20 protein-coding genes and 2 pseudogenes are annotated in these 23,341 nt (G+C 65.7%); 8 read left to right on the top strand and 14 right to left on the bottom strand.

Annotation, left to right across the window (positions count from 1 at the left end; genetic code table 11):
• The 3 genes and pseudogenes from F3H96_RS21280 to F3H96_RS21270 all read right to left on the bottom strand — a co-directional run.
• A pseudogene (locus F3H96_RS21280) lies at positions 1-1,043 on the bottom strand (autotransporter outer membrane beta-barrel domain-containing protein); the annotation flags it as partial.
• A gap of 227 nt (positions 1,044-1,270) precedes the next feature.
• Positions 1,271-2,002, bottom strand: a complete 732-nt coding sequence (locus tag F3H96_RS21275) for a helix-turn-helix domain-containing protein (protein ID WP_244620089.1) — start codon at positions 2,000-2,002, stop codon at positions 1,271-1,273.
• A gap of 5 nt (positions 2,003-2,007) precedes the next feature.
• A complete protein-coding gene (locus F3H96_RS21270) occupies positions 2,008-2,235 on the bottom strand; it encodes a hypothetical protein (protein ID WP_149803674.1) in 228 nt (75 codons plus the stop codon).
• Positions 2,236-2,341: 106 nt separating this feature from the next.
• Between F3H96_RS21270 and F3H96_RS21265 the strand changes: the two genes are divergently transcribed.
• Positions 2,342-3,508 (top strand): helix-turn-helix transcriptional regulator, encoded by a 1,167-nt coding sequence (locus F3H96_RS21265; protein ID WP_244620088.1) that lies wholly within the window; start codon positions 2,342-2,344, stop codon positions 3,506-3,508.
• A 430-nt stretch (positions 3,509-3,938) separates the two neighbouring features.
• Positions 3,939-4,212 (top strand): annotated as a pseudogene (locus F3H96_RS21260) (GIY-YIG nuclease family protein).
• Positions 4,213-4,411: 199 nt separating this feature from the next.
• Here the strand turns inward: F3H96_RS21260 and F3H96_RS21255 are convergent.
• Positions 4,412-5,341: a LysR family transcriptional regulator gene (locus tag F3H96_RS21255; RefSeq protein ID WP_149803673.1), complete on the bottom strand. Its 930-nt coding sequence runs from the start codon at positions 5,339-5,341 to the stop codon at positions 4,412-4,414.
• Positions 5,342-5,439: 98 nt separating this feature from the next.
• On the opposite strand from F3H96_RS21255, the gene F3H96_RS21250 reads away from it, so the two are divergent.
• Complete coding sequence (locus tag F3H96_RS21250; RefSeq protein WP_149803672.1) at positions 5,440-6,450, top strand: NAD(P)-dependent alcohol dehydrogenase; 1,011 nt, start codon at positions 5,440-5,442, stop codon at positions 6,448-6,450.
• Between the two features lie 54 nt (positions 6,451-6,504).
• Here F3H96_RS21250 and F3H96_RS21245 read toward each other — a convergent pair whose 3' ends face one another.
• From F3H96_RS21245 to F3H96_RS21230, 4 genes are all read right to left on the bottom strand, one after another.
• Complete coding sequence (locus tag F3H96_RS21245; RefSeq protein WP_244620087.1) at positions 6,505-6,993, bottom strand: hypothetical protein; 489 nt, start codon at positions 6,991-6,993, stop codon at positions 6,505-6,507.
• Positions 6,994-7,404: 411 nt separating this feature from the next.
• Positions 7,405-9,699 carry a xanthine dehydrogenase family protein molybdopterin-binding subunit gene (locus F3H96_RS21240; protein ID WP_149803671.1) on the bottom strand — a complete coding sequence of 765 codons (2,295 nt, stop codon included), beginning with the start codon at positions 9,697-9,699 and terminating at the stop codon, positions 7,405-7,407.
• Positions 9,696-10,679: a xanthine dehydrogenase family protein subunit M gene (locus tag F3H96_RS21235; RefSeq protein ID WP_149803670.1), complete on the bottom strand. Its 984-nt coding sequence runs from the start codon at positions 10,677-10,679 to the stop codon at positions 9,696-9,698. Before F3H96_RS21235 ends, F3H96_RS21240 begins: the two co-directional genes overlap by 4 nt.
• Complete coding sequence (locus tag F3H96_RS21230; protein WP_149803669.1) at positions 10,676-11,176, bottom strand: (2Fe-2S)-binding protein; 501 nt, start codon at positions 11,174-11,176, stop codon at positions 10,676-10,678. Before F3H96_RS21230 ends, F3H96_RS21235 begins: the two co-directional genes overlap by 4 nt.
• 305 nt (positions 11,177-11,481) lie before the next feature.
• Between F3H96_RS21230 and F3H96_RS21225 the strand changes: the two genes are divergently transcribed.
• Positions 11,482-12,066 carry a TetR/AcrR family transcriptional regulator gene (locus F3H96_RS21225; RefSeq protein WP_149803694.1) on the top strand — a complete coding sequence of 195 codons (585 nt, stop codon included), beginning with the start codon at positions 11,482-11,484 and terminating at the stop codon, positions 12,064-12,066.
• A gap of 42 nt (positions 12,067-12,108) precedes the next feature.
• On the opposite strand, the gene F3H96_RS21220 is transcribed toward F3H96_RS21225, so the two are convergent.
• Positions 12,109-12,381, bottom strand: a complete 273-nt coding sequence (locus tag F3H96_RS21220; protein ID WP_149803668.1) for a hypothetical protein — start codon at positions 12,379-12,381, stop codon at positions 12,109-12,111.
• 221 nt (positions 12,382-12,602) lie between these two features.
• Here F3H96_RS21220 and F3H96_RS21215 point away from each other — a divergent pair, with 221 nt between their 5' ends.
• Positions 12,603-13,433, top strand: coding sequence for an aldo/keto reductase (locus tag F3H96_RS21215; protein WP_188131479.1), 831 nt, complete (start codon positions 12,603-12,605; stop codon positions 13,431-13,433).
• A 24-nt stretch (positions 13,434-13,457) separates the two neighbouring features.
• Here the strand turns inward: F3H96_RS21215 and F3H96_RS21210 are convergent, their stop codons facing one another.
• Both F3H96_RS21210 and F3H96_RS21205 read right to left on the bottom strand, forming a co-directional pair.
• Entirely contained in the window at positions 13,458-15,548 is a 2,091-nt protein-coding gene (locus F3H96_RS21210) for an alpha/beta fold hydrolase (RefSeq protein WP_149803666.1), read from the bottom strand.
• Between the two features lie 459 nt (positions 15,549-16,007).
• Positions 16,008-16,307 carry a hypothetical protein gene (locus F3H96_RS21205; RefSeq protein ID WP_149803665.1) on the bottom strand — a complete coding sequence of 100 codons (300 nt, stop codon included), beginning with the start codon at positions 16,305-16,307 and terminating at the stop codon, positions 16,008-16,010.
• 186 nt (positions 16,308-16,493) lie between these two features.
• Between F3H96_RS21205 and F3H96_RS21200 the strand changes: the two genes are divergently transcribed.
• The gene (locus F3H96_RS21200) at positions 16,494-17,393 is read left to right on the top strand and encodes a VOC family protein (RefSeq protein WP_149803664.1); all 900 of its coding nucleotides are present in this window, start codon (positions 16,494-16,496) and stop codon (positions 17,391-17,393) included.
• Between the two features lie 58 nt (positions 17,394-17,451).
• Positions 17,452-18,060, top strand: coding sequence for a sulfotransferase family protein (locus F3H96_RS21195; RefSeq protein WP_244620086.1), 609 nt, complete (start codon positions 17,452-17,454; stop codon positions 18,058-18,060).
• A gap of 99 nt (positions 18,061-18,159) precedes the next feature.
• On the opposite strand, the gene F3H96_RS21190 is transcribed toward F3H96_RS21195, so the two are convergent.
• Together F3H96_RS21190 and F3H96_RS21185 are read right to left on the bottom strand one after the other, a co-directional pair.
• A complete protein-coding gene (locus F3H96_RS21190) occupies positions 18,160-18,972 on the bottom strand; it encodes a DUF2270 domain-containing protein (RefSeq protein WP_149803663.1) in 813 nt (270 codons plus the stop codon).
• A 121-nt stretch (positions 18,973-19,093) separates the two neighbouring features.
• Complete coding sequence (locus F3H96_RS21185) at positions 19,094-19,300, bottom strand: hypothetical protein (RefSeq protein WP_149803662.1); 207 nt, start codon at positions 19,298-19,300, stop codon at positions 19,094-19,096.
• A 438-nt stretch (positions 19,301-19,738) separates the two neighbouring features.
• Between F3H96_RS21185 and F3H96_RS21180 the strand changes: the two genes are divergently transcribed.
• Positions 19,739-21,970 (top strand): cation:proton antiporter, encoded by a 2,232-nt coding sequence (locus F3H96_RS21180; protein WP_244620092.1) that lies wholly within the window; start codon positions 19,739-19,741, stop codon positions 21,968-21,970.
• A gap of 215 nt (positions 21,971-22,185) precedes the next feature.
• On the opposite strand, the gene F3H96_RS21175 is transcribed toward F3H96_RS21180, so the two are convergent.
• Positions 22,186-23,295, bottom strand: a complete 1,110-nt coding sequence (locus F3H96_RS21175; protein WP_149803661.1) for a helix-turn-helix transcriptional regulator — start codon at positions 23,293-23,295, stop codon at positions 22,186-22,188.
• Between the last annotated feature and the right edge of the window lie 46 nt (positions 23,296-23,341).

The following is a 23,341-nucleotide window of genomic DNA, read 5'->3' as shown; positions in this document are numbered from 1 at the left end:
GTCACGCCGATGATGCCCGAGCCGGCGACCTTGGTCTGCTGGGCGATGATGGCGGTGTTGCCGGTGGAGGTGACATCGCCGGCGTTGACCGTGACGTCACCGCCGGTGGTCAGCGCGAAGATGCCGTTGCCGGTGGTGACATTGACCGGACCAACCGTGGTCACGGTCGTCGAGCCCGAGCCGAAGTTCTCGGCATCGATGCCGAAGCGGGCGTCGAGCGAGCCGTTGGCGGTCACGTCGATGTTGCCGGTCGCCGCGGCGTTGAGGATGGCGGCCACCATGCCGGCATTGCCGGCCTGGATGCTGCCGTTGGCGACCTCGGTGATGTTGCCCGTCAGCGACTGGCTCTGGACATCGATCGCGTCCTTGCCCACCGTCAGCGCGGTGACATTGCCGGTGACCACTGTGACGCCGGTGCTGGTCGTCACATCGCGAACGGTAATGCCTTCGCCCGCCGCTGCGGTGACGTCGCCGGAGACGTTGATGTTGACCGAACCGACGCCGCCGGTCTGAACCGCATCGAACGCATTGCCGCTGCCGTTGTTGGTGATGCTCCCGCCCGTATAGATGATCGGGCCGCCGGCTGTGGAGACCGACAGTGCCGCCGTGCCGCCCGATGTCGGCGTGTTGCCGGCATCGACGCTGATCGCGCCATCATTGGTAACGGTGACGCCGCCTGTGCCGCTGTTGATAAACGCCAGGCCATTCCCGCTGACCGTCGTTCCCGGATCGACGGTGACGATGATCGGCGTGGGCAACAGTCCCTGATAAAGGCGGTCAACGGGTGGGTTGGCAGGATATGTCGTGTCGGTGGTGCTGGTATTGTCGCACTGGACGGTGACGACGCCGACAAGGCAACCCGCCCAGGCCTGTCCCGGTGCCAGCAGGGTCATGCCCGCGGCGGCGGCGATGCCCATGGAGGATCGCAGCGCAAGCCGGCTTGCCTGCGAGCGCAGGTTGCCGCGTAGGGGCGAATTCGTGGAAGTCTGTCCGGGACTCGAAGTCAGCGTCGCCTTGCGGCCTCCAAACATATTCTGCGGCATTCAATCCCCCGACATGACAGTCGTTTCACCCTGAGGCTGACATGTCATCGGAGCCAGGCGGTGTCTTGGGCGGGGCCGCACTGGAATTGGACTGGAAAGAGGTGCCGAGCGCTTTTCCGCGCAGTGTGGCCGATCTGCACCATTGATCGCGTCAGGCGCTGTGGGGGTCTGCTTCTGACGGAGAGGGAACCGGAAATCGCTTCACCCTGGCCGGTTCCCCGCCAGATCTATCTGGTGTTCGTTGGCGTATGGCCGAAGCGACGACGAAAGCATCGATTGAAGTACGACACGTCGCTGAATCCGCAGATCATGGCAATGTCGCTGATCCGTATGTCGACATTGTTCCTTCGCGACAGCATTTTATGGGCGCTCTGCAAGCGCAGTTCGAGAACGCGCTCGGAGAAGCTGATACCCGTCTCCTGAAGGAGATCGTGAACGTAGCGCGCCGATAGTCCGAGTTCTTGTGCGACGCCTTGCGCGGAGATTCCGGGATTGGCAAAATTGTCCGCGATCTTCGCCAAAACTGCCTCCAGCCTGGCCGCTCGCAGGCCCCGCTGGCCGGCCAATTCGGCGGCCTGACCTTTCGCGCCGGTCACCAGACCGATCAAATCGACAATCGTTCTTGTTGCGTGTGTTATGAGATCGGGCGAGGCGAGAGGGCGGCCGGTTTCAAGCAGCAGGCAATATCGATTGAGAAGATCGAGCGCTTCGTTTTCGGCGTCGATCTTCAACGCCAACCTATCATCGATCTGCGGGAAAGCCCGCATGAGGGTGGCGCGTGGGACCGCGACGGTCGTACACACATTCCAGTCGGCACCCGTGATTTTCAGCGCTTCCGACGCTGTGATCAGCACCGCTTCTCCCTGACCGACACCATATTCGCGGCCGGCTTGTGCCCCGCTCAACACGGTGTCGGCGTTGTTGATCAGCAGGAGATATCCATCGTTGTTGTCATCCATTGCAATCATTGGCGATGTTGCTCGCCTTCGTCATCGTGGGCCACGATCGTGCCGATATGTTCCCAGGGGGAGAACCGATCGCGGTCGCTAAGATGCGAGGGCAATTGAGCCGACGAAAAAACGGTTTTTCGCGACAATGTAGTGCCCCCGATAAAACCCGCAGTTTCAAAAATAATGTACGCGACGCTTTCCATTCCACGAATAACCGGCAACATGGATCGCTTGGCGTTCAACCGATTGAACCCTTAATTGAGGTCGACCGCGCCTGGCGTCACCCAAAAGTGTGATGCCGCGGAGCCCTCTGTATGAGATCGGTGCACGTCGGGGATAGGGGCGGGCATGGTGGAGAGGCTGAGCGGCGAAGTCCTCTGTTCGATTGTAGGTGATATCTATGATTGCGTTTTGAATCCTGAAGGCTGGGCCGGAGTGATGATCCGGATCACCGAAGCCGTGGACGCGGCCTATACCACCATCGCGCTTGCCGGCACTGCCGACAATCGTGGCCGCTTCGCGGCCCAATCGCCCTGGGATCCCGTGCAAATGCGCGCGCTCCAGGAGGACTATGACTTCGATGAAATTCCCGGACTGAAGGCTGCAGTCGTTGGTGACGTCGATACGCCTGTTGCGACGCTGTCGCTCATGAGTGAGGCTGAACTCCAGCAAACGCCCTTTTTTCAAAATTGGGCCAAGCCACAGGGATTGCGCGAGGCTTGCATCGTCAAATTCGTCCATACACCCGACCGAATCGGACTCCTGGGCTGCACCACGCGGGGCAGCAGGGGGATCATATCAGTTGAGGAACAGCGTTTCCTGGCATTGCTTTCGCCGCATCTGCGCCGTGCCTCGTTGATCGGAGATCTGCTCGATCAGGCCCGCATTACCGCCAATCTTTATCGCCAAACGCTCGACCACCTCGCCGCGCCTGTTGTGCTTACCGACCCCAATGGCGCGATCCTCCATGCCAATGAGGCTGCCGAACAGATGTTTTCCGTGCAAGGCCCCATTCTTTCAAGGAACGGTCAGCTCCAGGCGCAGAACCCGGTGGCGGCCCGCGCCCTACTGGAAGCAATCGCCAGGGCTGCGGACGCGGATGCCTTGCTTGGCTCCCGCGGCATAGGTCTGCCCGTTTCAGCCCCTGGTCAGCCGCCCGCCGTTGCCTATGTGTTACCGTTGACTGAAGGAACCGCACGCGCAGTCTTCCGGCCAGCATGTGCCGCAGTCTTCGTGTCGACGACGACGTCCTCTTCCCCCCTCCCGGAGGCCGTTCTCGCGACACTGTTCGACCTTACCCCTGCGGAGGCGCGGGTCCTCCTGCTGATCGGTGGCGGATTGTCCGCGTCAAAGAGCGCGCTGTCGCTCGGCATCGGCGAAAACACGTTGAAGACCCATCTCAACCGCATCTTCGCCAAAACCAACACGAAGCGCCAAGCCGATCTCGTCAAACTCGTTTCGGATATCGGCTCGCCGCTGGCAACTCATCAGGCTGGCGCTGCCGCTCGCCCCTGAGGGGGGAAATCGGATACCACCTCGGCTCTTCGCCGATCGCAGGTGTGCAAAGCGAAACCGGTGGTCTTCCCAAGCCTCGTCGTCAGAACTTGGCGCTGAGGTTTGCCTTGGCTCCGTTGTCGGCGGCGTGGGCGCCGGGTGGCGAGCAAGGCCACGATGATGGCTGTCGATACCAGTTTCATAATCGTTCGCCCGCCGCGGTAGTTCGATCAAACCGAAATTGGCGAAAGCGGGCGAGCAGCCAATCTCCCGCAATAATGGGGGAAGACGGCCGGTAAGCCCAGAAGGGGCGTCTTATCTCCTTCGTCATTCTAGGGCGGAGCAAGGAGCGAAGCGACGCGCGCAGACCCTAGAATCCATGCCGTTACCTCAGCCAAGAATGCAGCGGTTCAGAATAGCCGCCGATGACTGCGCCAACTAAGATCGCCTGATGATCGGATACGCAAGCCAGAAAGGCGGCACGATCTATATTGGTGTCACCAATGACCTGGCTCGTCGAATGCCCGAGCACAAGACCGGCCAAGGCTCCAACTTGACCAGCCGCTACGGTGTGCAGCGTCTGGTCTGGTACGAGGAATACTTCGGCATCACGATGCCATCCAGCGTGAGACATCGCTGAAGCGCTGGCCGCGCCGATGGAAGGTCGAGGTCATCGAGAAGACCAATCCGGAATGTTCGAGCTCTTTCGCGGAATTGGCTGGTGATCGTTCCGCACCGTCGCCGCGCTGAAGCGTCACGGCATGGATTCTAGGGTCTGCGCGCGTCGCTTCGCTCCTTGCTCCGCCCTAGAATGACGAAGGACAGGTCGGCGGGACATCGCCCCCTCTGTCTGCCGGACATCTCCCCCACAAGGGGGGAGATAAGGCCGGCGCTATCAACTACTTCCCCTGAGCGATCGGCAATTCACCGCCGCCACGGCGGCTCCGGCGCGAAGCGCTTGCCGATCCAGTCGGCGAAGGCGCGGGTCTTGGCGGCCTGCCCCTTGGCCGAGGGCATGACGACATAGACGGCGCCCTCGTCGGCCAGTGTCCAGTCTTCCAGGATCGGCACCAGCCGCCTGTCGGTGAGCTCGCGCCCGACCAGCCAGTCGGTGCTCATCATCAGGCCGACGCCTTGCACGGCCGCCTCCACCAGCACCTCGGCGTCGTCCGCGACCAGCGGGCCCGAGACCTCGACGCGCTCGCGCCTGCCCGAACGGTCGGTCATCTCCCAGGCCGGAAAGGTCTGGAAGCCGGTGAAGCCGAGACAGGAATGGTCGAGCAGCGCCCGCGGTGTCCGCGGCCTGCCCCTGCGGGCGAGATAGGAGGGCGCGGCGCACAGCAGCCGGCGCCGCCTCGCCACCTTGCGCGCCACCAGGCGCGAATCCTCCAGCGCGCCGAGCCGCACGGCGACGTCGAAATTCTCGGCGACGAGATCGACGAAACGGTTGGAAAACTCCGCCTCGATGCGCAAATCGGGAAATTCGGCGAGGAATTCGGGCAGGAGCGGTCCGATCCACATGCGCCCGAACGTACCGGGCAGCGCCAGCCTCAGCAGGCCACGCGGTCGGCCGCCGGCATGCGCGGCGGCGGCCGCTTCTGCCTCGTCGATCGAGGTGAGGATAGCGCGCACGCGTTGCAGGAATTCCGCGCCGGCTTCGGTCAGCGACACGCTGCGCGTCGTGCGGTTGAGCAGCCTGACGCCCAGCCGCTCCTCCAGGGATCGCAGGCGCCGCGACAAGATGGTCGCATCACGCCCGACCTGAGCCGCCGCCTTGGTGAAGGAGCGCGCCTCGGCAATGGCCGCGAAGGCCGCCATTTCGGCCAGTGCTGCCGGCTCTTGGGATTGCTGCATGAAACGCAGAACTCATTTGTGAAGAGCAAGGATTATCCAAAAATATCGCAGCAGCTAGTTTCACTCAACCCCATCGATCGTCCCACCGGAGTGAAACCATGAAAGCCATCGAACTCAGCCAACCGAGGCTGGACGCCTTCCGCGCCGCCGACGTCGCCACCCCTGAACCGCAGCGCGGCGAGGTGCTGATCCGCCAGCGCGCCGCGAGCCTCAACTTCGTCGACGTCGCGGTGGCGAGCGGCAATTATCCCGGCCCGAGCTTCCCGCTCATCCCGGTCGCCGACGGCGCCGGCGAGATCGTCGCGCTCGGCGAGGGGGTCACCCGCTTCGCCGTCGGCGACCGCGTCGTCGCCCATGCCAAGCCACGCTGGATCGGCGGTCCGCCCCGGCCTTACGAGATGACGCAGATGCGCGGCATCTCGCTGCCGGGATCGCTGGCCGAATATGTTGCGCTGCCGGCCAACTCGCTCGTGCCGGTCCCGGCGCATCTTTCCTTCGAGGCCGCCTCGACGCTGCCGATCGCCGGCACCACCGCCTGGAACGCTATCCGCGCCGCCGATGTCGGCCCGGGCTCGGTCGTCGTGCTGCTCGGCACCGGCGGTGTCTCGATCTTCACCCTGCAGCTTGCCAAGGCCGCCGGCGCCACCGTCATCATCACCTCCTCGTCGGACGAGAAGCTGGAGCGGGCAAGGGCACTCGGCGCCGACCACCTCATCAACTACCGCGCGACGCCCGATTGGGTCGGCAAGGTGCTGGAACTGACCGATGGCCTCGGCGCCGACCTCGTCGTCGAGACCGGCGGCACCGCCACCTTCGCCCGCGCCGTCAACGCCACCGCGCCCGGCGGCACGCTGTTCACCATCGGCTTCCTCACCGGCGCCGAGGCCACGATCAACCTGCTGCCGGTCATCATCAAGGCGCTGAAAGTGGTCGGCAACAACACCGGATCGGTGTCAGACCTGCGCGACGCCGCCCGCGCCGTCGGCGCGGCCCGGATCGAACCGGTCGTCGACAAGGTGTTTTCGCAAGACGAGGCGGCCGAAGCCTATACCCACATGGCCGCCGGCGGCCTGCATTTCGGCAAGCTGGTATTTGGGCTGGGGTGGTGATGGGCGAAGGGAGACGAGAGCGTGATCTCCCCTCGCTTGGGGAGATCGGCAGCCTCAATCCGCGTCGTTCGGCGAACCCTTGCCGCACCGGGCGAGCACCTTGCCAATCGCCCCGCTCGAGCCGGTCAGCGTAAATCTTGTCTCGCCATATTTGTCGGCCGAGATCATGACCTCGCCCTTGCCGCGCAGCAGGGCGAGCAGCGGGTCGGCCGGGCCGGATAATTCCAGTGTGAAGTAATTATACATCGCCTCGAGATCGAGCTTTTTGGTCAGGCTCTGGCCGCCGGCTTTGAAGGTGAAATCTGCGCTGATGCCGGGCTCCAGTTGCCCGCCGGCGGCGCCCGGATCATAGCTCAGCACCGGCTTGCCGAAGCAGGCCAGCATCAGATGCGCATCGCCCTTCGCCCCGCCGCAGGCAGAGGCCATCAGCACGCTGCCGCCCTCGTCTTCCTCCATCCTGGCGGACCAGGCGCAGGATGCTGCGTGCGCGGGGAGGGTGGTGAGCAGCGCCAGGATGACGGTTGCCAATACGCTGCGTTTCATGATCGTTCCCGCACTGTGATAGGGTATCATATAGAGATTGGCGAAAGCCGGCGAGCTGCCAATCCCCCAGGCGGGGGAGACGTCCGGTCCGCGCAGTTGCCTGCGGGCAGCACAGAGGGGGCGTGAAGGAACGCCAGCTATCACGTCGTCATTCTAGGGTCTGCGCGCGTCGCTTCGCTCCTTGCTCCGCCCTAGAATGACGAAGTCCGCGCTATGCCGGTGCTCCTTCCCAAACCCCGGTGCCGGTCGGCGCAGCGCCAGCGCAATCACCACGGTGCGGCTGCCACAATTGGATTGGAGCCAACCTCTCGCGTTCGTCATTCTATGACGGACGAGAGGCGGCGTTCCTTCGCGCCCCCCCTCTGGCCTGCCGGCCATCTCCCCACATGGGGGGAGATCAGCAGCTTCACCTCAGATCAACTTCTCCAAGGTAATCGGCAAATCCCGCACCCTCTTCCCCGTGGCGTGGAACACCGCGTTGGCGATCGCCGGCGCGACGCCGACGATGCCGAGCTCGCCCACGCCCTTGCCGCCGAGCGCGGAGGAGTGCGGGTCGGGAATGCCGACCGAGATCGTCCGGATGTCGGGAATGTCGGCATTGGTAGGCAGCATGTAGTCGGCGAGGTTGCCGTTGACGATGCGGCCGTGGCGGCGGTCGACGATGCCTTCCTCGAGCAGCGCCTGGCCGATGCCCATGATGATGCCGCCCTTCCACTGGCTTTCCGCCAGCTTCGGGTTGTAGAGCCGGCCCGAATCCAGCGCCGACACCACGCGCGACACGCGCACCGTGCCGAAATCCTCGTCGACGTGAACCTCGACGAAATGCGCGCACCAGGAATGGCGCGAATAGTCGCCCTCGGTGTGCGGGATCGCCGTGGCGATGGTGGTGTAGTTGTTGTAGCGCTGCTCCGGCGTGAAGTTGGCCGGAACGGTGTCGCCCCTGGCCTCGATGTGGTCGCGGCCGACGGCGCGCATGAACGCGGCGATCGACAGTTCCGGCCCTTCGCCGCGCGGCGAGGCGATGCGGCCGTCCCTGACGTGCAGCGTGTTCGCCTGCAGCCCGTGGAAGGGCGAAGCCGGGTCGGAGAGCGCCAGCCCGATCAGCTCGTCGAGCGCCTGGCCGGCCGCCTTGTGGACGGCGCCGGTCATGACGCCGGCAAGCCGCGAGCCGCCGGTGACGCCGGCGCGGGCAAAGTGCGAATCGCCGAGCTTCACCGACACCTGCTCCACCGGCACGCCGAGCGTTTCGGCCGCGGTCTGGGCGAGGATCGTGTAGGTGCCCTGGCCCATGTCGATGGAGGAGCTTTCGACCTCGACCGAACCGTCGGCCAGGATCTTCACCACCGCCTCGCCATAAGCGCGCCGCACTGGATAGGTGCCGGCCGCGACGCCCCAGCCGATCAACTGGTGGCCGTCGCGCATCGAGCGCGGCGCGGGTGAGCGCTTCGCCCAGCCGAAGGCTTCGGCACCGGCGGCGAAGGCTTCGCGCAACTGCCTGGTCGACCACGGCTTTTTGGCGTGCGGATCCTGTTCGGCATAATTGATCAGCCGCATCTCCAGCGGATCGATGCCGAGCTCATGCGCGAGCTCGTCGATGGCGCATTCGATGCCGAAGGCGCTCGGGTTCTCGCCCGGCGCGCGTTTTGCCCCCGGCACCACCGTGTTGACACGCACCACATTCTGCTTCGAGGAGAAATTGGGCGTGGCATACATGATCGAGGTGACGGAGCCGAGCGGCTCGACCCACATGCCGTCGACCGCCGTCTCGTTGACGCCGCGATGCACGATGGACTGGATACGGCCCTCGCGGTCGGCGCCGATCGCAACGGTCTGTCTCGTCGCGGCGCGGCCGCCATATGAGGTAAAATTTTGCGGCCGGTTGAGCACCAGCTTCACCGGCCGGTTGAGCATCTTCGCCGCCGCGGCTGCCACCGCGCTGTGCGCGAGCGCCAGCGCCTTGGAACCGAAACCGCCGCCGATATAGGGCGAGACCAGCCGCACGTTCTCGAACGGCACGCCGAACCATTCCGCATAGGTGCGCGCCATGCCGTCGAGCCATTGGCTCGGCTCCCAGATTGTGAGTTCGTCGCCTTGCCAGCGTGCGATCAGCCCGTGCGGCTCCATCGCCGCCTGGAATTCGCGCGGCGTGTTGTAGGCCGTGCAGATACGCACCGGCGCTTCGGCGAAGGCGGCTTCAGCGTCGCCCCATTCCTTGGTCATGGCGTCGATCGGGATACCGTCGCCGGCCCTGCGGTCGCTCAGGTCGACGATGGCCGGCGTCTCGTCATACCAGACCTTGACGAGTGCCGCGGCAGCGACCGCCTGCTCGAAGGTCTCGGCCACCACCGCCGCGATATGCTGGCCGGAAAAGGTGACCTCGCGCACGAGCGGTGAGTAAGTCGCCTGCGTCGGCGGGTTGCCGAGCCAGTCCGACGCGCCGTTCAATTCCATGATGGTGTCCGGCGTCAGCACGGCGAGCACGCCGGGCGCGGTTTGCGCTGCGCGGCTGTCGATGGCGGTGACCTTGCCGGCGGCGATCGTCGCGCCGACCAGCACCGCATGCGTCAACCCTTCGAGCTGCTGCTCGACGGCGTAATGCGCAGCACCCGTGATCTTGGCCGGCCCGTCGACGCGCGACAGCCGCCCGCCGACCGCTTCGAGGCGGGCGCTGTCGGAGTCTGCGTGTTTCATGTCATGAACGGTCATGCCGTCGCTCCCAGTTTGAGGATGGCGCGCGCGATGACGCGGGGGCCAAGCGCAATCTTGTAGTGGTTGGCGCCATGGTCGACGGCGCCCTGCATGGCGAGCTCGCTCGCCTTGCGGACCGTGTCTTCGGCGAGTGTCTTGCCTTTCAGCGCGTCCTCGACGGCGCGCGCCCGCCACGGCCTGGTGGCGACGCCGCCGAGCGCGACGCGGATGTCGCGGATGGTGCGGCCGTCGCCTTCGAGCTCCAGCCCGACGGCAGCGCTTGCCGCCGCGAATTCATAGGACTGGCGGTCGCGCACCTTGATGTAGGTCGAGCGCCGGGCCGCGGCCGAGCCAGGGATCTCGATGGCCGTGATCACCTCGCCGGGATGGATGTCGTGCTCGCGCTCGGCGGTGGCGCCGGGAGCGAGGAAGAAGTCTTCCACCTTGAGCTTGCGTCCGCCGAGGTCGACCTCGGCATCGAAGGCGACGAGCGCGATCGCAAGGTCGCCCGGATAGGTGGCGATGCACGCCTCGCTGGTGCCGAGCACCGCGTGGCCGCGCGTCACGCCGCCGATCGCCGAGCAGCCGCTGCCCGGCGCGCGCTTGTTGCAGGCCGGGAAGTTTTGCGGGTCGCGGAAATAGGGGCAGCGCGTGCGTTGCATCAGATTGCCGCCGATGGTCGCCATGTTGCGAAGCTGCGCCGAGGCCGCCTGCCACAACGCCTCCGACACGGCCGGAAACAAGCTCTTCACGCCGGCATGATCGGCGACATGGCTCATCTTGGCCAGCGCGCCGATGATCGCGCGGTCGGCGCCGACATCGATGGCGGCGAGCCCCTCGATATGGCTGATGTCGATGACGGTTGCCGGTTCGGCGACGCCGCATTTGGCGAGGTCGACCAGCGTCGTGCCGCCGGCCAGCAGCATGGCGCCGGGCAGGGCGGCGGCATTGCGCGCGGCCTCGATATTGTCGGCGCGGAGGTAGGAAAAATCTCTCATGAGCGCAGCTCCTGTGCGGCCTGGCGGACGGCGGCGACAATGTGCGGATAGGCGCCGCAGCGGCACAGATTGCCGGCCATGTATTCGCGGATTTCCTCGTCGGAGCCGGCATGGCCCTCGCGGATGCAGGCCACCGCCGACATGATCTGTCCCGGCGTGCAATAGCCGCACTGGAAGGCGTCCTGCTCGAGGAAGGCGGCCTGCACGGCGTTGAGCGTGCCATCCTGATCGGCCAGCCCCTCGATGGTGGTGATCGAGCGGCCTTCGACCTGGGCGGCCAGCGTCAGGCAGGCCAGCACGCGCTCGCCGTCGACATGCACGGTGCAGGCGCCGCACTGGCCCTGGTCGCAGCCCTTCTTGGTGCCGGTGAGATGAAGCCGATCGCGCAGCGCATCAAGCAGGGTGACGCGCGGCTCGATCTCGAGCGCATGGTCGCGGCCGTTGATCGTGAGATGGAGGGAAAGCGTGGTCGGGCTGGTGGTGACTTGGTCATTCATAGGGCGTCGGGCTCCGGTTGCTGGACGCTAGGCGGATGGAAATGGGGCTTGGCAGGAGAGGGGCAAGGGCGGGGCTTGCGGGCGGGCGCCGGCGGCTCCAGCGCTTCGGCTCTCCAGCCGGTAGGGAAAGCTCTCCGTCCTTCAGCACGTGACATACCGCTTCCCTTGGTTATATGATAAAAGCGCTCCACTAAAGCGGAGGCGCCTCCGTTTATTTAACTGGGGTCTGGCCAGCCATGGTTCAACCCCCCATATTGCGTTTGGTGGAGAAAAAAGTGCCGGACCCTCAGACGACCGCCGAAGCGATGCGCGAGGCGCCGGCGCAAAAGCCGTTGCGCGCCGATGCGCGGCGCAACCGCGACAGGCTGGTCGAGGTGGCGGCGCAGGTTTTCGCGAGCGACGGCGTCGATGCCTCGCTGGAGGAGATCGCTAAGCGGGCAGGGGTCGGCATCGGCACGCTCTACCGCCATTTCCCGACGCGCGAGCATCTGGTCGAGGTGGTCTACCGCCGCGAGGTGGAAGGCCTGTGCCACGCCGCCGAGGAACTCGCTCGGCAGCACCCGGCCGATGTCGCGCTGGAACTGTGGATGCAGCGCTTCGTCGACTACATCGCCACCAAGCGCGGCCTCGCCACCAGCCTGCGCCTGCTGCTCACCACCAATTCGACTTTGTTCTCCGACACGTCCGGCCGTGTCTCGGGCGCCATGCGCAGCCTGATCGAGGCCGCCGCCGCCTCGGGCAAAATCCGCGCCGACGTCGACGCCTCCGACGTCATGCACGCGCTCGGTGGCATCTACTCCGCCCCCAACACGCCGGACTGGCGCGACCGCTCCGGGCGGCTGGTGAAGCTGCTGATGGATGGGCTGCGGTTCGGGGCGAAGAACCAGTAGGGACGGCGCTCTACGAGTAACGTCCCTAGCGTCTCAGGTCACCTAGCCCTTCTCTTCGACCAGGATGACCAGCGAATCCGGCACCACGCCGTCGAACTCCATGGCATCGGCGGCTGCCTTGCTCTGCATCAGGGCGGCTAGCTTGTCCATATCCGGAACGTCCATCATCACAGCCACCCGGTCACGATTCTGCGGATCGACGAAGGTGCGGATATTGGTTATGCCAAGCGGACCGAATAGTTCCCTGCGCTTCGGTGACGTGAGCCAGTGCTTGGCGCCTTTTTTGATATCGTGGTGGCCGATGACAGTTGGCATGAAATCCTCCCGTGGTGACGCCGGCAGGCCAAATCGACCGCCTTGTTGCGATCTACTGCCAGTCAATCAGCGCCTTTTCCGCAGGCCTGTCAATTAGCGATTGCTGATGGATCGGAGGGGCCCGACGGCTGCAAGGTCGCCCATTTTCCGCACCTCCGCTCGTCATTCCAAATCTGAAAACTACATAGGCGGGGCTAACCCACCTGCAAAAGGAACGATTCATGCCCGAACAGCTCAAATTGAACGACGGCGCCACCATCCCGCAGATCGGGCTTGGCGTGTGGCAGGTCGATCCGGACATCACGGCCAAGGTCGTGCAGTGGGGCATCGAGGCCGGCTACCGTCTCATCGACACCGCCGAGGGCTACCGCAACGAGGAAGGCGTGGGCGAGGCGATCCGTTCCGCCGGCGTGCCGCGGGTCGAGCTGTTCATCACCTCGAAGCTGCGCAACGGCGCCCACCAGCGCGATACGGCATTGCGCGCCTTCGACGACACGATGCAGAAGCTCGGCATCGACCGGATCGACCTGTTCCTCATCCACTGGCCGGTGCCCAGCCAGAACAAATATATCGAGGCCTGGAAGACGCTCGTCGAGCTGCAGAAGGCCGGCCGCATCGCGTCGGTCGGCGTGTCGAACTTCAACCAGGACCATCTGGAGCGCATCATCGGCGAGACGGGCGTGACGCCGGTCGTCAACCAGATCGAATTGCATCCGCGCTTCCAGCAGCGCGACAAGCGCGACTTCCATGCCAGGCACGGCATCCAAATCGAGAGCTGGAGCCCGCTGGGCAGCGGCCGGCTGCTGGCCGATCCGACGCTGGAAAAGATCGCGAAAAGGCACGGCAAGTCGGTCGCCCAGGTGATCATCCGCTGGCACCTGCAGGAGGGGCTGGTGGTCATCCCGAAATCGATCCACCAGCAGCGCATCGCCGGCAATTTCGACGTCTTCGATTTCGAACTGGACGCCGAGGACCTGCAGACCATCCGCGGCATGGATTCACCGGACGGCCGGACGGGCCCCGACCCGGCCACGGCGGCGTTTATGTTTTGAGCGCTGGCGTTGCGATGATGATGATCACGCGCCGGGCGTCGCTGCGACAGAGAAGAACTGAAGCGCTCCTGGCAGGCCGCTCGCTCTGATCTCGCCTTGCTCGTCGAAGGCCAGGCCGGAGCCGACGATCAGGTCGCGCACCGTTCGCGACGCGATGATCTCGCCCGGCCGGGCATGGCGAAGCAAGCTCGAGGAGATCTCGATGGCGATGCCGGAGAAATCCTCGCCGCGCGCCTCGCACTCGCCGATATGAATTGCCGCGCGAACACCGAGGCCGGATGACTTCAGGCGGTCACGGATCGCCATCGCGCACTGGATCGATCGCGTCGGCCGCTGGAACACAGCAAGCAGCCTGCCGCGCGATCGCCTGATCTCCGTGCCGCCGGCAAGCAGCAATTCGTCGCGGACAATATCCACGTGCCGCTCGATCGCATTTTCGCCGGGCCCCGCGCTGTCGATGGCAAGGGCGAGCACCGACACCAACACCCGTTCACTGGGCGCCGCGGGCAACGCGCCGGTGACGAACGCCCTGATCTCGTCGACGAGCCGGTCGCAGTCCTCGCCCCAGATCACATGATCTCTGCCGGCAAGCTCGACATATCTGGCGCCCTCGATATGCGCTCCCAGATAGCGTCCTTCTTCCGGCCGCACCCAGCGATCGCCTGTTCTCTGCACGATCAGCGTGGGAACATGGATGGCGGGCAGAATATCGCGAACGTCGATTTCGGTGCCCCAGCGCCAGAGCGCGACCGCGTCGGCGGGCGAAGCCGAATTTCTGAGATAGGCGGCGAACCATTCGCGCTCCGCCATGTTTTCTATCAGGCTGGGCGCGGCATTACTCATGTCGGCGGGCTTCCCCCACTCTCTTTCGACGATGTCGATATCCTGCTGCACCTGCTCGACCGTTCTTGCCCAGGGATAGTCTTTCGCCCAACCACCTTTGGCATAGGCTCCGGTGAGCACCAGCGCGGCCGTGCGCTCGGGATAGGTGGCGGCGAAAAGCATGCACATCGGACCGCCCTCCGAACTGCCGAACAGCACCGTGCGGGTGGAGCCGACCGCGTCCAGCACGGCCCGCACGTCTTCCATGCGCTCTTCCAGTGTCGGCAGGCCGACATTTCGGTCGGACAGACCGGTGCCGCGCTTGTCGAGGCGGATCAGGCGCGAGAAAGCGCCGACCCGCTTGAGCACATGCGCAAAGCGCGGCGATCCCCAGGCGAGGTCCAGGTTGGAGACCCAGCCCGGCACATAGACGAGGTCGATCGGCCCGTCGCCGGTCACCTGATAGGCGACGTTGATTCCCGCCGATTTGACATAGTGGGTCGGCGGCCGCGCAGGCTCGGAAATCGGGGTCGATACCTGATTCGGGGGCAGGGAATGCGATGCGCTGCGGCGTGCCCGCAGGTCCTCGTACAACTCCCGTGTTTCCGGTTCCGGCATCAGCCGCAGGTCGCGCTGTAGCGCGTCGCGGCAAAGGTCATACTGCTTCAGCGCCAGGTTGATCCGCCCCTGCGCGGCGTAGCTTCGCATCAGGGCGCGGTGGGCGTCCTCGCGTAGCGGTTCCATCGCCAGCAGGCGCGTAGCCGCGCGTATGCAGGAGGCGGGATCGTTCGCGGCCGAATAATGGACAATGAGCCTGTCCAGCGCCGTGACGGCCATCGTCCTCAGGCGCTCGCGCTCGATCCGTAGCCAGTCCTCGAATGGCTCTTCCCTCAGGCCAAGCCCATCAAGCAGGTCGCCGCGGTAAACGGTTAAGGCCTGCTCCATATCTTCGGGCGCGGACCCTGTCGACAGCGCCTCGAACCGCGCGACGTCGAAGTCGAAATCGTCGAGATGGAGCGCAATGCTTGCGCCCTCGGTCACGAAGCGCCCGCCGCCCGAGACGCTCATCGCCTTCCTGATGGCCGATACTGCCTGCCGGAGGCTCATGCGGGCCTGCGCTTCGCCAGTCACGCCCCAGAGCAGGGCGGCGAGCTTTTCCCGGGATTGGGAATGCCCCGCCTGCAACGCGAGATAGGCCACCATAGCCCGCGCCTTGCGGCTGAACACGGGAGCCGCCGCCCCTGCACCGGCAAAGTCGAAACCACCTAGCAGATGAAGATGCGGCTCCGCCATCGGATCCTGCCCCAGCCATGTTGCATGCAATTCTTTCGCTTAGCTGTCGCCAATTCAACTGCGATCTGTCCTCGGCGGTCTTTTTCACGATTTGATCACGCTGCTTTCTTCAGCCTTGTCATGGCCGTGCCCGACAGTTGCCGGAACGCAAGATGTGGGAGAACTACATGCTGCCCCTGAGCCCGACCGACTGGCCGTTCCGGCAAGACGACGACCGTTTCCCGCGCCAAGGCAACGCACCTGCAAGCCTTCGCCATGACATCGCCCTGGCGCAGTACCTGGAACGACAGCGGACATGCCGGGCGGCCCCACCGATGCCCGGCCGGACAGGCGGAATGCGCAAGCTCCTCGCGCTGGCCGTCCTGGTGGTGACGACACTGTCTCGCTGGCATTCTGGAAGTTCTGCTCGGCCACTGCGGCCTTAAAGCCGGCAGATCAGCCGCCGCGCCGGCTTTGGGCTTAAATCCCTTCCCCATCGACCAGCGGCACGTCCTCGCCCTCCCACGGCGACGGCATCGATCCACGTCCCGCCGAAGGCAGCGGCATCCAGCACCTGAGCTCCGGCTCGGCATATTCGACGATGCGTCCGGGCGAGGAGTCCGACGCCCGCCAGCCTTCCTCGCCGAACTGGTCGGCTCGCGACCAGTAGGCCATGTCGACCTCGGCCGGGCCCTGCTCGGAGGAGCGCACCGTCACCAGGATGCGGCTGCCGTCCCGCGGCGCGCTCGCCATGTTGCGCCAGTGGTCGGTGTCGTCCATCGCATTCCTCCTGCCTGAGCAATTCGAGGAAAAACCGTGCAGCGGTTTTTCATCCGGAATTGCCTGAAAACGAACTGGCTTTTGGTGATAGTCGCCGCCCGCAGGGGAGGGGTCAACCCGAACTTGACGCGAGACAGAAATATCCTTCACAGCTAATATTCATCGACCGCAATCGGTTGGACGACGATGAACGAAGGATTGCTGTCTCAAGCCACCCGCCTCGGGCCGGTTCACCTCAAGGTCACCGACATCCCGGCGGCCTTGACCGTCTGGCGCGACACGGTTGGGCTCGTCCCGGTCGGCAAGGACGACGCCACGGCGGAGCTCGGCGCCGGCGGCAGGACGCTGATCGTGCTCCATGCCGGAGCGCAACTGGCCCTGCCGCAGAAATCCCGCGATCTGTTCCACGTCGCCATCCATGTCACGACGCGCCGTGATCTTGCCCATGCGGCCGCCCGCCTCAAGGCGTCGGGCTTGCGATACGGCGCCCAGGACCACCTGGTTTCGGAATCGCTTTACATCTCCGACCCGTCCGGCAACGGCATCGAGATCTGCTTCGACACGCCGGAGCGCTTCCTGCGTCGGGACGTGTCGGCCGACGGCCGCGTGGCGCTGATCGGCATCGATGGCAAAGCGCATTCCGGGCTCGAGCCGCTGGACCTCCCGGGCCTGCTGCGCGATCTCGGCGATTCCGGTCACGTCGAGCCCACGATGGCGCCAGACGCCTTCATCGGCCACATCCACATGCGCGCCCGCACACCGGAGGCGCTGATGCAATTCTATGTCGGCGTGCTCGGCTTCGAGCCGCACATCCAATCCCGGAGCTTCGGCATGTTCGACTGCGGCACGGCGCGGCGCGTGCATATGATCGCCTTCAACATCTGGGCGCGCGACGGGCTGCGCGAGCCGCCGCCGCATGCCGCCGGCCTCGACCATTTCACAGTCGAGCTTGCCTCGGCCGACGACCTTGCCGCTGTGGCGCGGAGGCTGGATGCTGCCAACGTGCCGGCAAAAAAGACCGGCGGGGCGATCGAGGCAGCCGATCCGGAGGGCAATCGCTTGCGGCTCGTGGTACAGGGAGGTTGACCGCGCGGCTGCGCGCTCGCCAGGCAGGAAGCGGGAGGAGGGGAAAACGACGATCGAGGTGATAGGGACCGGTTTTGGCCGCACCGGCACGGATTCGATGCGCGAGGCGCTGACCATGCTCGGCTTCGGCCCTTGCCATCACATGTCGGAGGTCATGGCGCATGCGGAGCAGAAGCGGCTCTGGCGGGCGCTGGCCAACGGCGCCGCGCCGGATTGGGGCCGGCTCCTTGCCGGCTATAAATCCTGCGTCGACTGGCCCTCGGCGCATTACTGGCGCGAACTGATCGAGGCCTACCGCGAGGCGCGCGTCATCCTCACCTGGCGTTCGCCCGAAAGCTGGTGGGAGAGTTTCGAAAAGACCATCCTGGCCAGCATCACCGCCAGCCGGGATCAGGAATCGCTGGGCATTGCACTGATCGCGAAACAGGTCTTCGGCGGCCGCCCGCACGACCGCGCGCATGCGATCGCCGTCTACGAGGCCAATGTCGAGGCAGTGCTGAAAGCCGTGCCGGCCGAGCGCCTGCTGGTCCACAAGCTCGGCGACGGCTGGGCACCGCTCTGCGCCCATCTCGGCGTCCCCGTGCCGGCCGAGCCTTATCCCAGCCGCAACACGACGCAGGAATTCCGGACGGCGCGTTCGCTGAATGGAGTAGGCAGTAGGCAGTAGGCAGTAGGGAATAGGCAGTAGGGAACGGAGAGCGCGAGCAATCCGGTCTCATCCCTACCCCTACTGCCTACTGCCTACTGCCTATTCCCTATTCTTTATTCACACATGCACGTCGCCGAACGACAGCTCGCCGTCGTCGGCGCGGATCAGGAAGGCGGCGGCTAGCATGGCGAGGTAGAAGGCGACGACGCCGCACACCACCACGACACCGGGGATGGGGCCGAGCGTCGCCACCCGGAAGGTGTCGATGAGCGAGGCGCCGAAGCCGATCGGCGAGCCTTCGCGCGACAGGCTGGGCGTGGTGATCTTCAGGATCCAGGCGAGCATCAGGATTGTGTACATGAAGATGTAGTTGCGGCGCAGCCGCCGGATCAGCGCCGCGCGTTGCGAAATCAAAAAACGCGGCGAGCGCAGGCCCTCGCCGACGATGGCGAGCCAATTGGAGGCGTAGTCGGGCTGCGGCGAAAAGATCTGCGCGAAGTAGTAGCGCTCGAACTGCCGCACCCGCGCCCGGTAGACGTCGAAGAAGCGGTAGCGCCGCGCCTCGATCCACAACAGCAGCGTGATCAAAAGCATGGCGAAGAGCAACACGCCGTGATGCGCGCTCGGCGTCGACAGCGACACCGACAGCATCGCCGCCACCACGGTGATCGCCCAGTTGCTGGTGCGGTCGAGCCGGTCGCGCCAGCCGGCCATGCGCGCGATCTCGGCGCGATGGAAATGCGACAGCGTCGTGGTGAATTCGGAGGAGCTGAGCTTCAGCGCCAGCGTGTCGGAAGCGCGCGGCGGCGCGGCCGCTTCGGTGGATGTCGCCAGCCCGGCCGCCTCGGCTGACCTTGCCGGCGCAGCCGCGGCTATCGACCTTGCCGGCGCAGCAGCGTCGGTGGATTTTGCGGCATTCGTCTGCGACATTCCTCAGCCATGCGCCTCCCGCGCCGTGGCCGGCCGCCCCGCCTTTGACAACAACCGACCACACCCCAATTACCACAACGCACGGCCGGCTGGAATGTTCCGGCTTTTTCAGGCGGATAAGTCAGGATGCCAGCGGCGGAAGGTCGCCATTCGCGCGCCGCGCAAAGGGCAGCACATCGGCCATCGGCCTGGCATGCTGGGCGGCCGCCACCGCTTCGATCACAAGGTCGAGCGCGGCAAGCGCCGCGCGGCTCGTTTCATCGTCGCCGCGCAGATAATGGCACGCCCGGTCGAGGTGCAGGTGGGCAGCGGCAAAGTCGCTCTTCATTGGCTTCTCCTTCTTACCCGCCACGGCGCGACCATCGCCGAGTCGCTTTTACCGGAAAGCAAAAATCGGCCGCGGCATTTGAATCGAGTTGTAGGGATGCAGACCGAGGAAGTTGGCCGCGCCACGCATAACGTCGTCATCCTAGGGCGGAGCAAGGAGCGAAGCGACGCGCGCAGACCCTAGGATCCATGCCGTTGCCTGCGAGCGCCGCAACGGTGCAGAATTCTGAGATGCCCGCACTCCTTCGCGACCGTCACGGCATGGATCCTCGGGTCAAGCCCGAGGATGACGAATGGAGAGGTTGGCGGACCAGTGCGCCTCCTGCAACCGAACCCTGTACCAAACCGTTATGGCGCCAGAAATCGAGGGGTGCAGACATTGTCCTTCATGCTCAACCGGCGATGGACGATCGCGCTTGGCGCGGGAGCGCTCGCCCTCATGCCCGCCGTCGCCGTCGCCGCCGAGAAATCCGGCATGTCCTCGGAAGGCATTTTCGTCGCCGAGCTGATCCTGCTTCTGGTCGTCGGCCGCGGCATCGGCGAGGTGCTGGAGACGCTGGGACAGCCGGCGGTGATGGGGCAGCTGATCGGCGGCATCCTGCTCGGGCCTTCGCTGCTCGGCTGGGTCTGGCCGGCAGCCGAGCGGCTGGTCTTCGCCGGCGACCCGTCGCAGAAATCGATGATCAACGCCATCGCCCAGCTCGGCGTTTTGATGCTGCTCCTGCTCACCGGCATGGAGACCGATCTGAGGCTGGTGCGCCGCGTCGGCCGCGCCTGCTTTTCCATCTCCGCCGCCGGCGTGGCGGTGCCGTTCGTGCTCGGCTTCGTCGCCGCCCAGTTCATGCCGGATTCACTGCTTGCCGCCGGCAGCGAGCGCATCGTCGCCGGGCTGTTCCTCGGCACCGCGCTCTCCATCTCCTCGGTCAAGATCGTCGCCATGGTGGTGCGCGACATGAACTTCATGCGCCGCGACCTCGGCCAGATCATCGTCTCGTCGGCCATCATCGAGGACACGATCGGCTGGGTGATCATCGCCATCACCATCGGCATCTCCACCAAGGGGCGGATCGAGGTCGGCAGCCTGGCCTTCACCATCCTCGGCGTCGCCGCCTTCATGGTTTTTTCCTTCACCCTCGGACGCCGCATCGTCTTCGACGCCATCCGCTGGACCAACGACACGTTCCGCTCCGAATACGCGGTGGTCACGGTCATCCTCGCCATCATGGGCGCCATGGCGCTGATCACCGACCTGATCGGCGTCCACACCGTGCTCGGCGCCTTCGTCGCCGGCATCCTGGTCGGCGAGTCGCCGATCCTGTCGCGCCACATCGAAGGGCAGCTGCGTGGCATTATCACGGCCCTTTTCATGCCGGTGTTCTTCGGCGTGGCCGGCCTGTCGGCCGACCTCACCGTGCTGCTCGATCCGCAGCTGGCGCTGCTCACCGTCGCGCTGGTGGTGATCGCCAGCCTCGGCAAGTTCGGCGGCGCCTTCATCGGCGCCGAGGTCGCCGGCATGAGCCGCGCCGAGGGCGTTGCGGTCGGCTGCGGCATGAACGCGCGCGGCTCGACCGAAGTCATCGTCGCCTCGATCGGCCTGTCGATCGGCGTGCTTTCGCACAACCTCTTCACCATGATCGTCACCATGGCCGTCATCACCACCTTGGCCATGCCGCCGACCTTGCGCTGGGCGCTCGGCCGACTGCCGATAGGGGAGGCGGAGAAGAAAAGGCTGGACCGCGAGGAGGTCGACCAGCGCGGTTTCGTCGCCAATCTGGAGCGGCTTCTGGTGGTGGTCGACGAGGGCGTCGTCGGCCGCTTCGCCGCCTATCTCGCCGGCGTCATCGGCGCGGGCAAGCCGACGACGGTGCTGCATTCGAGCGGTGAAATCGATGCCGAGCCGACCGAGGGCCTGCATCTGGACGAAATCGAGAAGGGCGCGGAAGACAGCCGCGAGGCGGCGAAGAGGTCCGACGAGCCGCCGTTTCGCGAGGCGCCCGTCACCCGCCGCCAGCATGAGGAGCTTTCGGCCGAGGCGGTGGTCAAAGAGGCGCGCAAGGGTTATGGCATGCTGATCGTCGGCCTTGGCCGGGCCGTCACCTCCAAGGGCGGCTTCTCGCATCGGCTGAACGAGGTCGCAGGCGCTTTCGAAGGGCCGCTCTGCCTTGTGCTGAAGCCGGCGACCGCCGGCCGCCAGATGCCGCGGCTCGGCCCGGGATCGGGCAGGATACTGGTGCCGGTCAACGGCACCGCGGTCGCCCGCCGCGGCGCCGAGCTGGCGCTGGCGATTGCCACCGTCACCGGTGCGCCGGTCAAGATGCTCTATGTCGCCAGGCCCGGTCGCGACGAGCCGCGCGACACCGTCTCGCATCGCCGCAGGGAGGCGGTGCTGAAGGACATCGTCGCGCTTGCCGACCGCTATGGCGTCGAGATCGAGACCGCCATCCGCTCGAGGGCCGCCGCCGCCGATGCCATCACCCGCCAGGCCGGCAGGAGCGTGGCGCTGATTGTCATGGGCGTGGCCAGGCGCCAGGGCAAGGAGCTGATCTTCGGCGAGACGACGACGGCCGTCCTGCGGCGCGGCCCATGCCCCGTGGTGCTGATCTCCGACGAGCGGCTCCGCCGCGACGAAAACGACCGCGAGGCGGTGCGCACGGGGACGGGGACCGGGTGATCTTCGCCCGTTGAGGGAGAGATGCCTGCCAGGGGCAGAGAGGCGCTGCCCTGCCGCGTCTCCATTCATCGTCCTCGGACGGGTTTTTGACAGAGACCGGCACTCGCTGACTGGAGAGACTTGAAGCCTGCGCCGGCGAGAGGGAGCGTTGGAGCGGTACGCATGGGGAGGGGGCAGGCGTGTCCGCCCTGGATGAAGCCCGGTTGCGCTCCCGTCTATTGTCGGCCGTAAAGTCCACTGGCGGCGATAAGGCGCACCAGCTCCGCCTGTCGCTGCGTCTCCGTCTTTTCGAATACGTGCTGCAGGTGGGTGCGGGCCGTGGTCAGGCTGATATCGAGCTCATCTGCGACCGCCTGCAGTCCTTCGCCGCGTGCGACCGCCATTGCCACGGCCGCCTCGGCCGGGGTGAGCCTATAGAGATTGCGCAACTGGTCCTGCGCGGTGCGCGGCGCGCTGTCCGGATCGGCTATGAACACGATCGCGGCAGGGCGATCTGTCACGAACCACGTCGTCTCGACAACCAGTGGCGCCACCAGCGTGCTCAGCGGCCGGCGCGGCGGCCGCCGCGCGAGCGCCATCACGCCGCCTGCGGCGTCCGATCGCTCAGCGGCCGTCGCGATCAACCGTTGAAACTGCGCGACATCGGCCGGCACAGTTGCGCGGAGCCTCGATTTTTCAGTCCTGATCCCGTCGGCCTCGGCGAGCAGCGCCTCGGCCGCCCGGTTGGCGAACAGGATATCGCCGTTCGCCGCCACGATCAGCACGCCTTGGGTGACTCGGTCGAGCGCTTCGGCATTGGCGTCCCTGGCGATCTCGGAGCGCGAGAGCCGCAGCCTCACGCCCGCTGCGCGGACCAGGTGCGGCCCGATGCGGCGCAGCCGGTCGAGGTGCTCGGGCTCGAACTCGCTGGTTGTCCGGGCGCGTCCGCAGGTGAACACGATGCGCATGTCCGGCTCGTTGGCGAGCACGACCCCGATCGGGTGGCACATGTCGCCGGGCCGGCAGAAGTCGTTATAGAACTCTGAGCGCTGGTAGACTTCGCGCGGCAGGAGGTCCCACACCGGAATCAACGTGCCGGCGTGCAGTCTGGCGATACGCGGCAGGAACACATTGGTCTTGTAGTAGTACTGCGCGTAGGTGAGGTCCGCCTCCGGCGGCATGCGCACCGAACTCGCCTCGCTGCGCAATGTCCTCGCATTCTGGAACGTCAGCTTGGTGGCGGCGCCCTCGAGAAAATCCGACAGCATCTCGAGTACCTGCGGCCAGCGGCCGGGCTCGACCGCCGCGTCATAGACCTGCCCGACCAGCCGATCGAAGTCGTGCATGCGTGCCGGAATTCACCGCTCCCTCACCCGAAGGACTTGCAGTTTG

Origin of the sequence: Mesorhizobium sp. NFR06 (genome assembly GCF_900115245.1) — a bacterium.
Lineage (GTDB): Bacteria > Pseudomonadota > Alphaproteobacteria > Rhizobiales > Rhizobiaceae > Mesorhizobium.
This window is presented reverse-complemented; position numbering and strand designations above follow the sequence as displayed.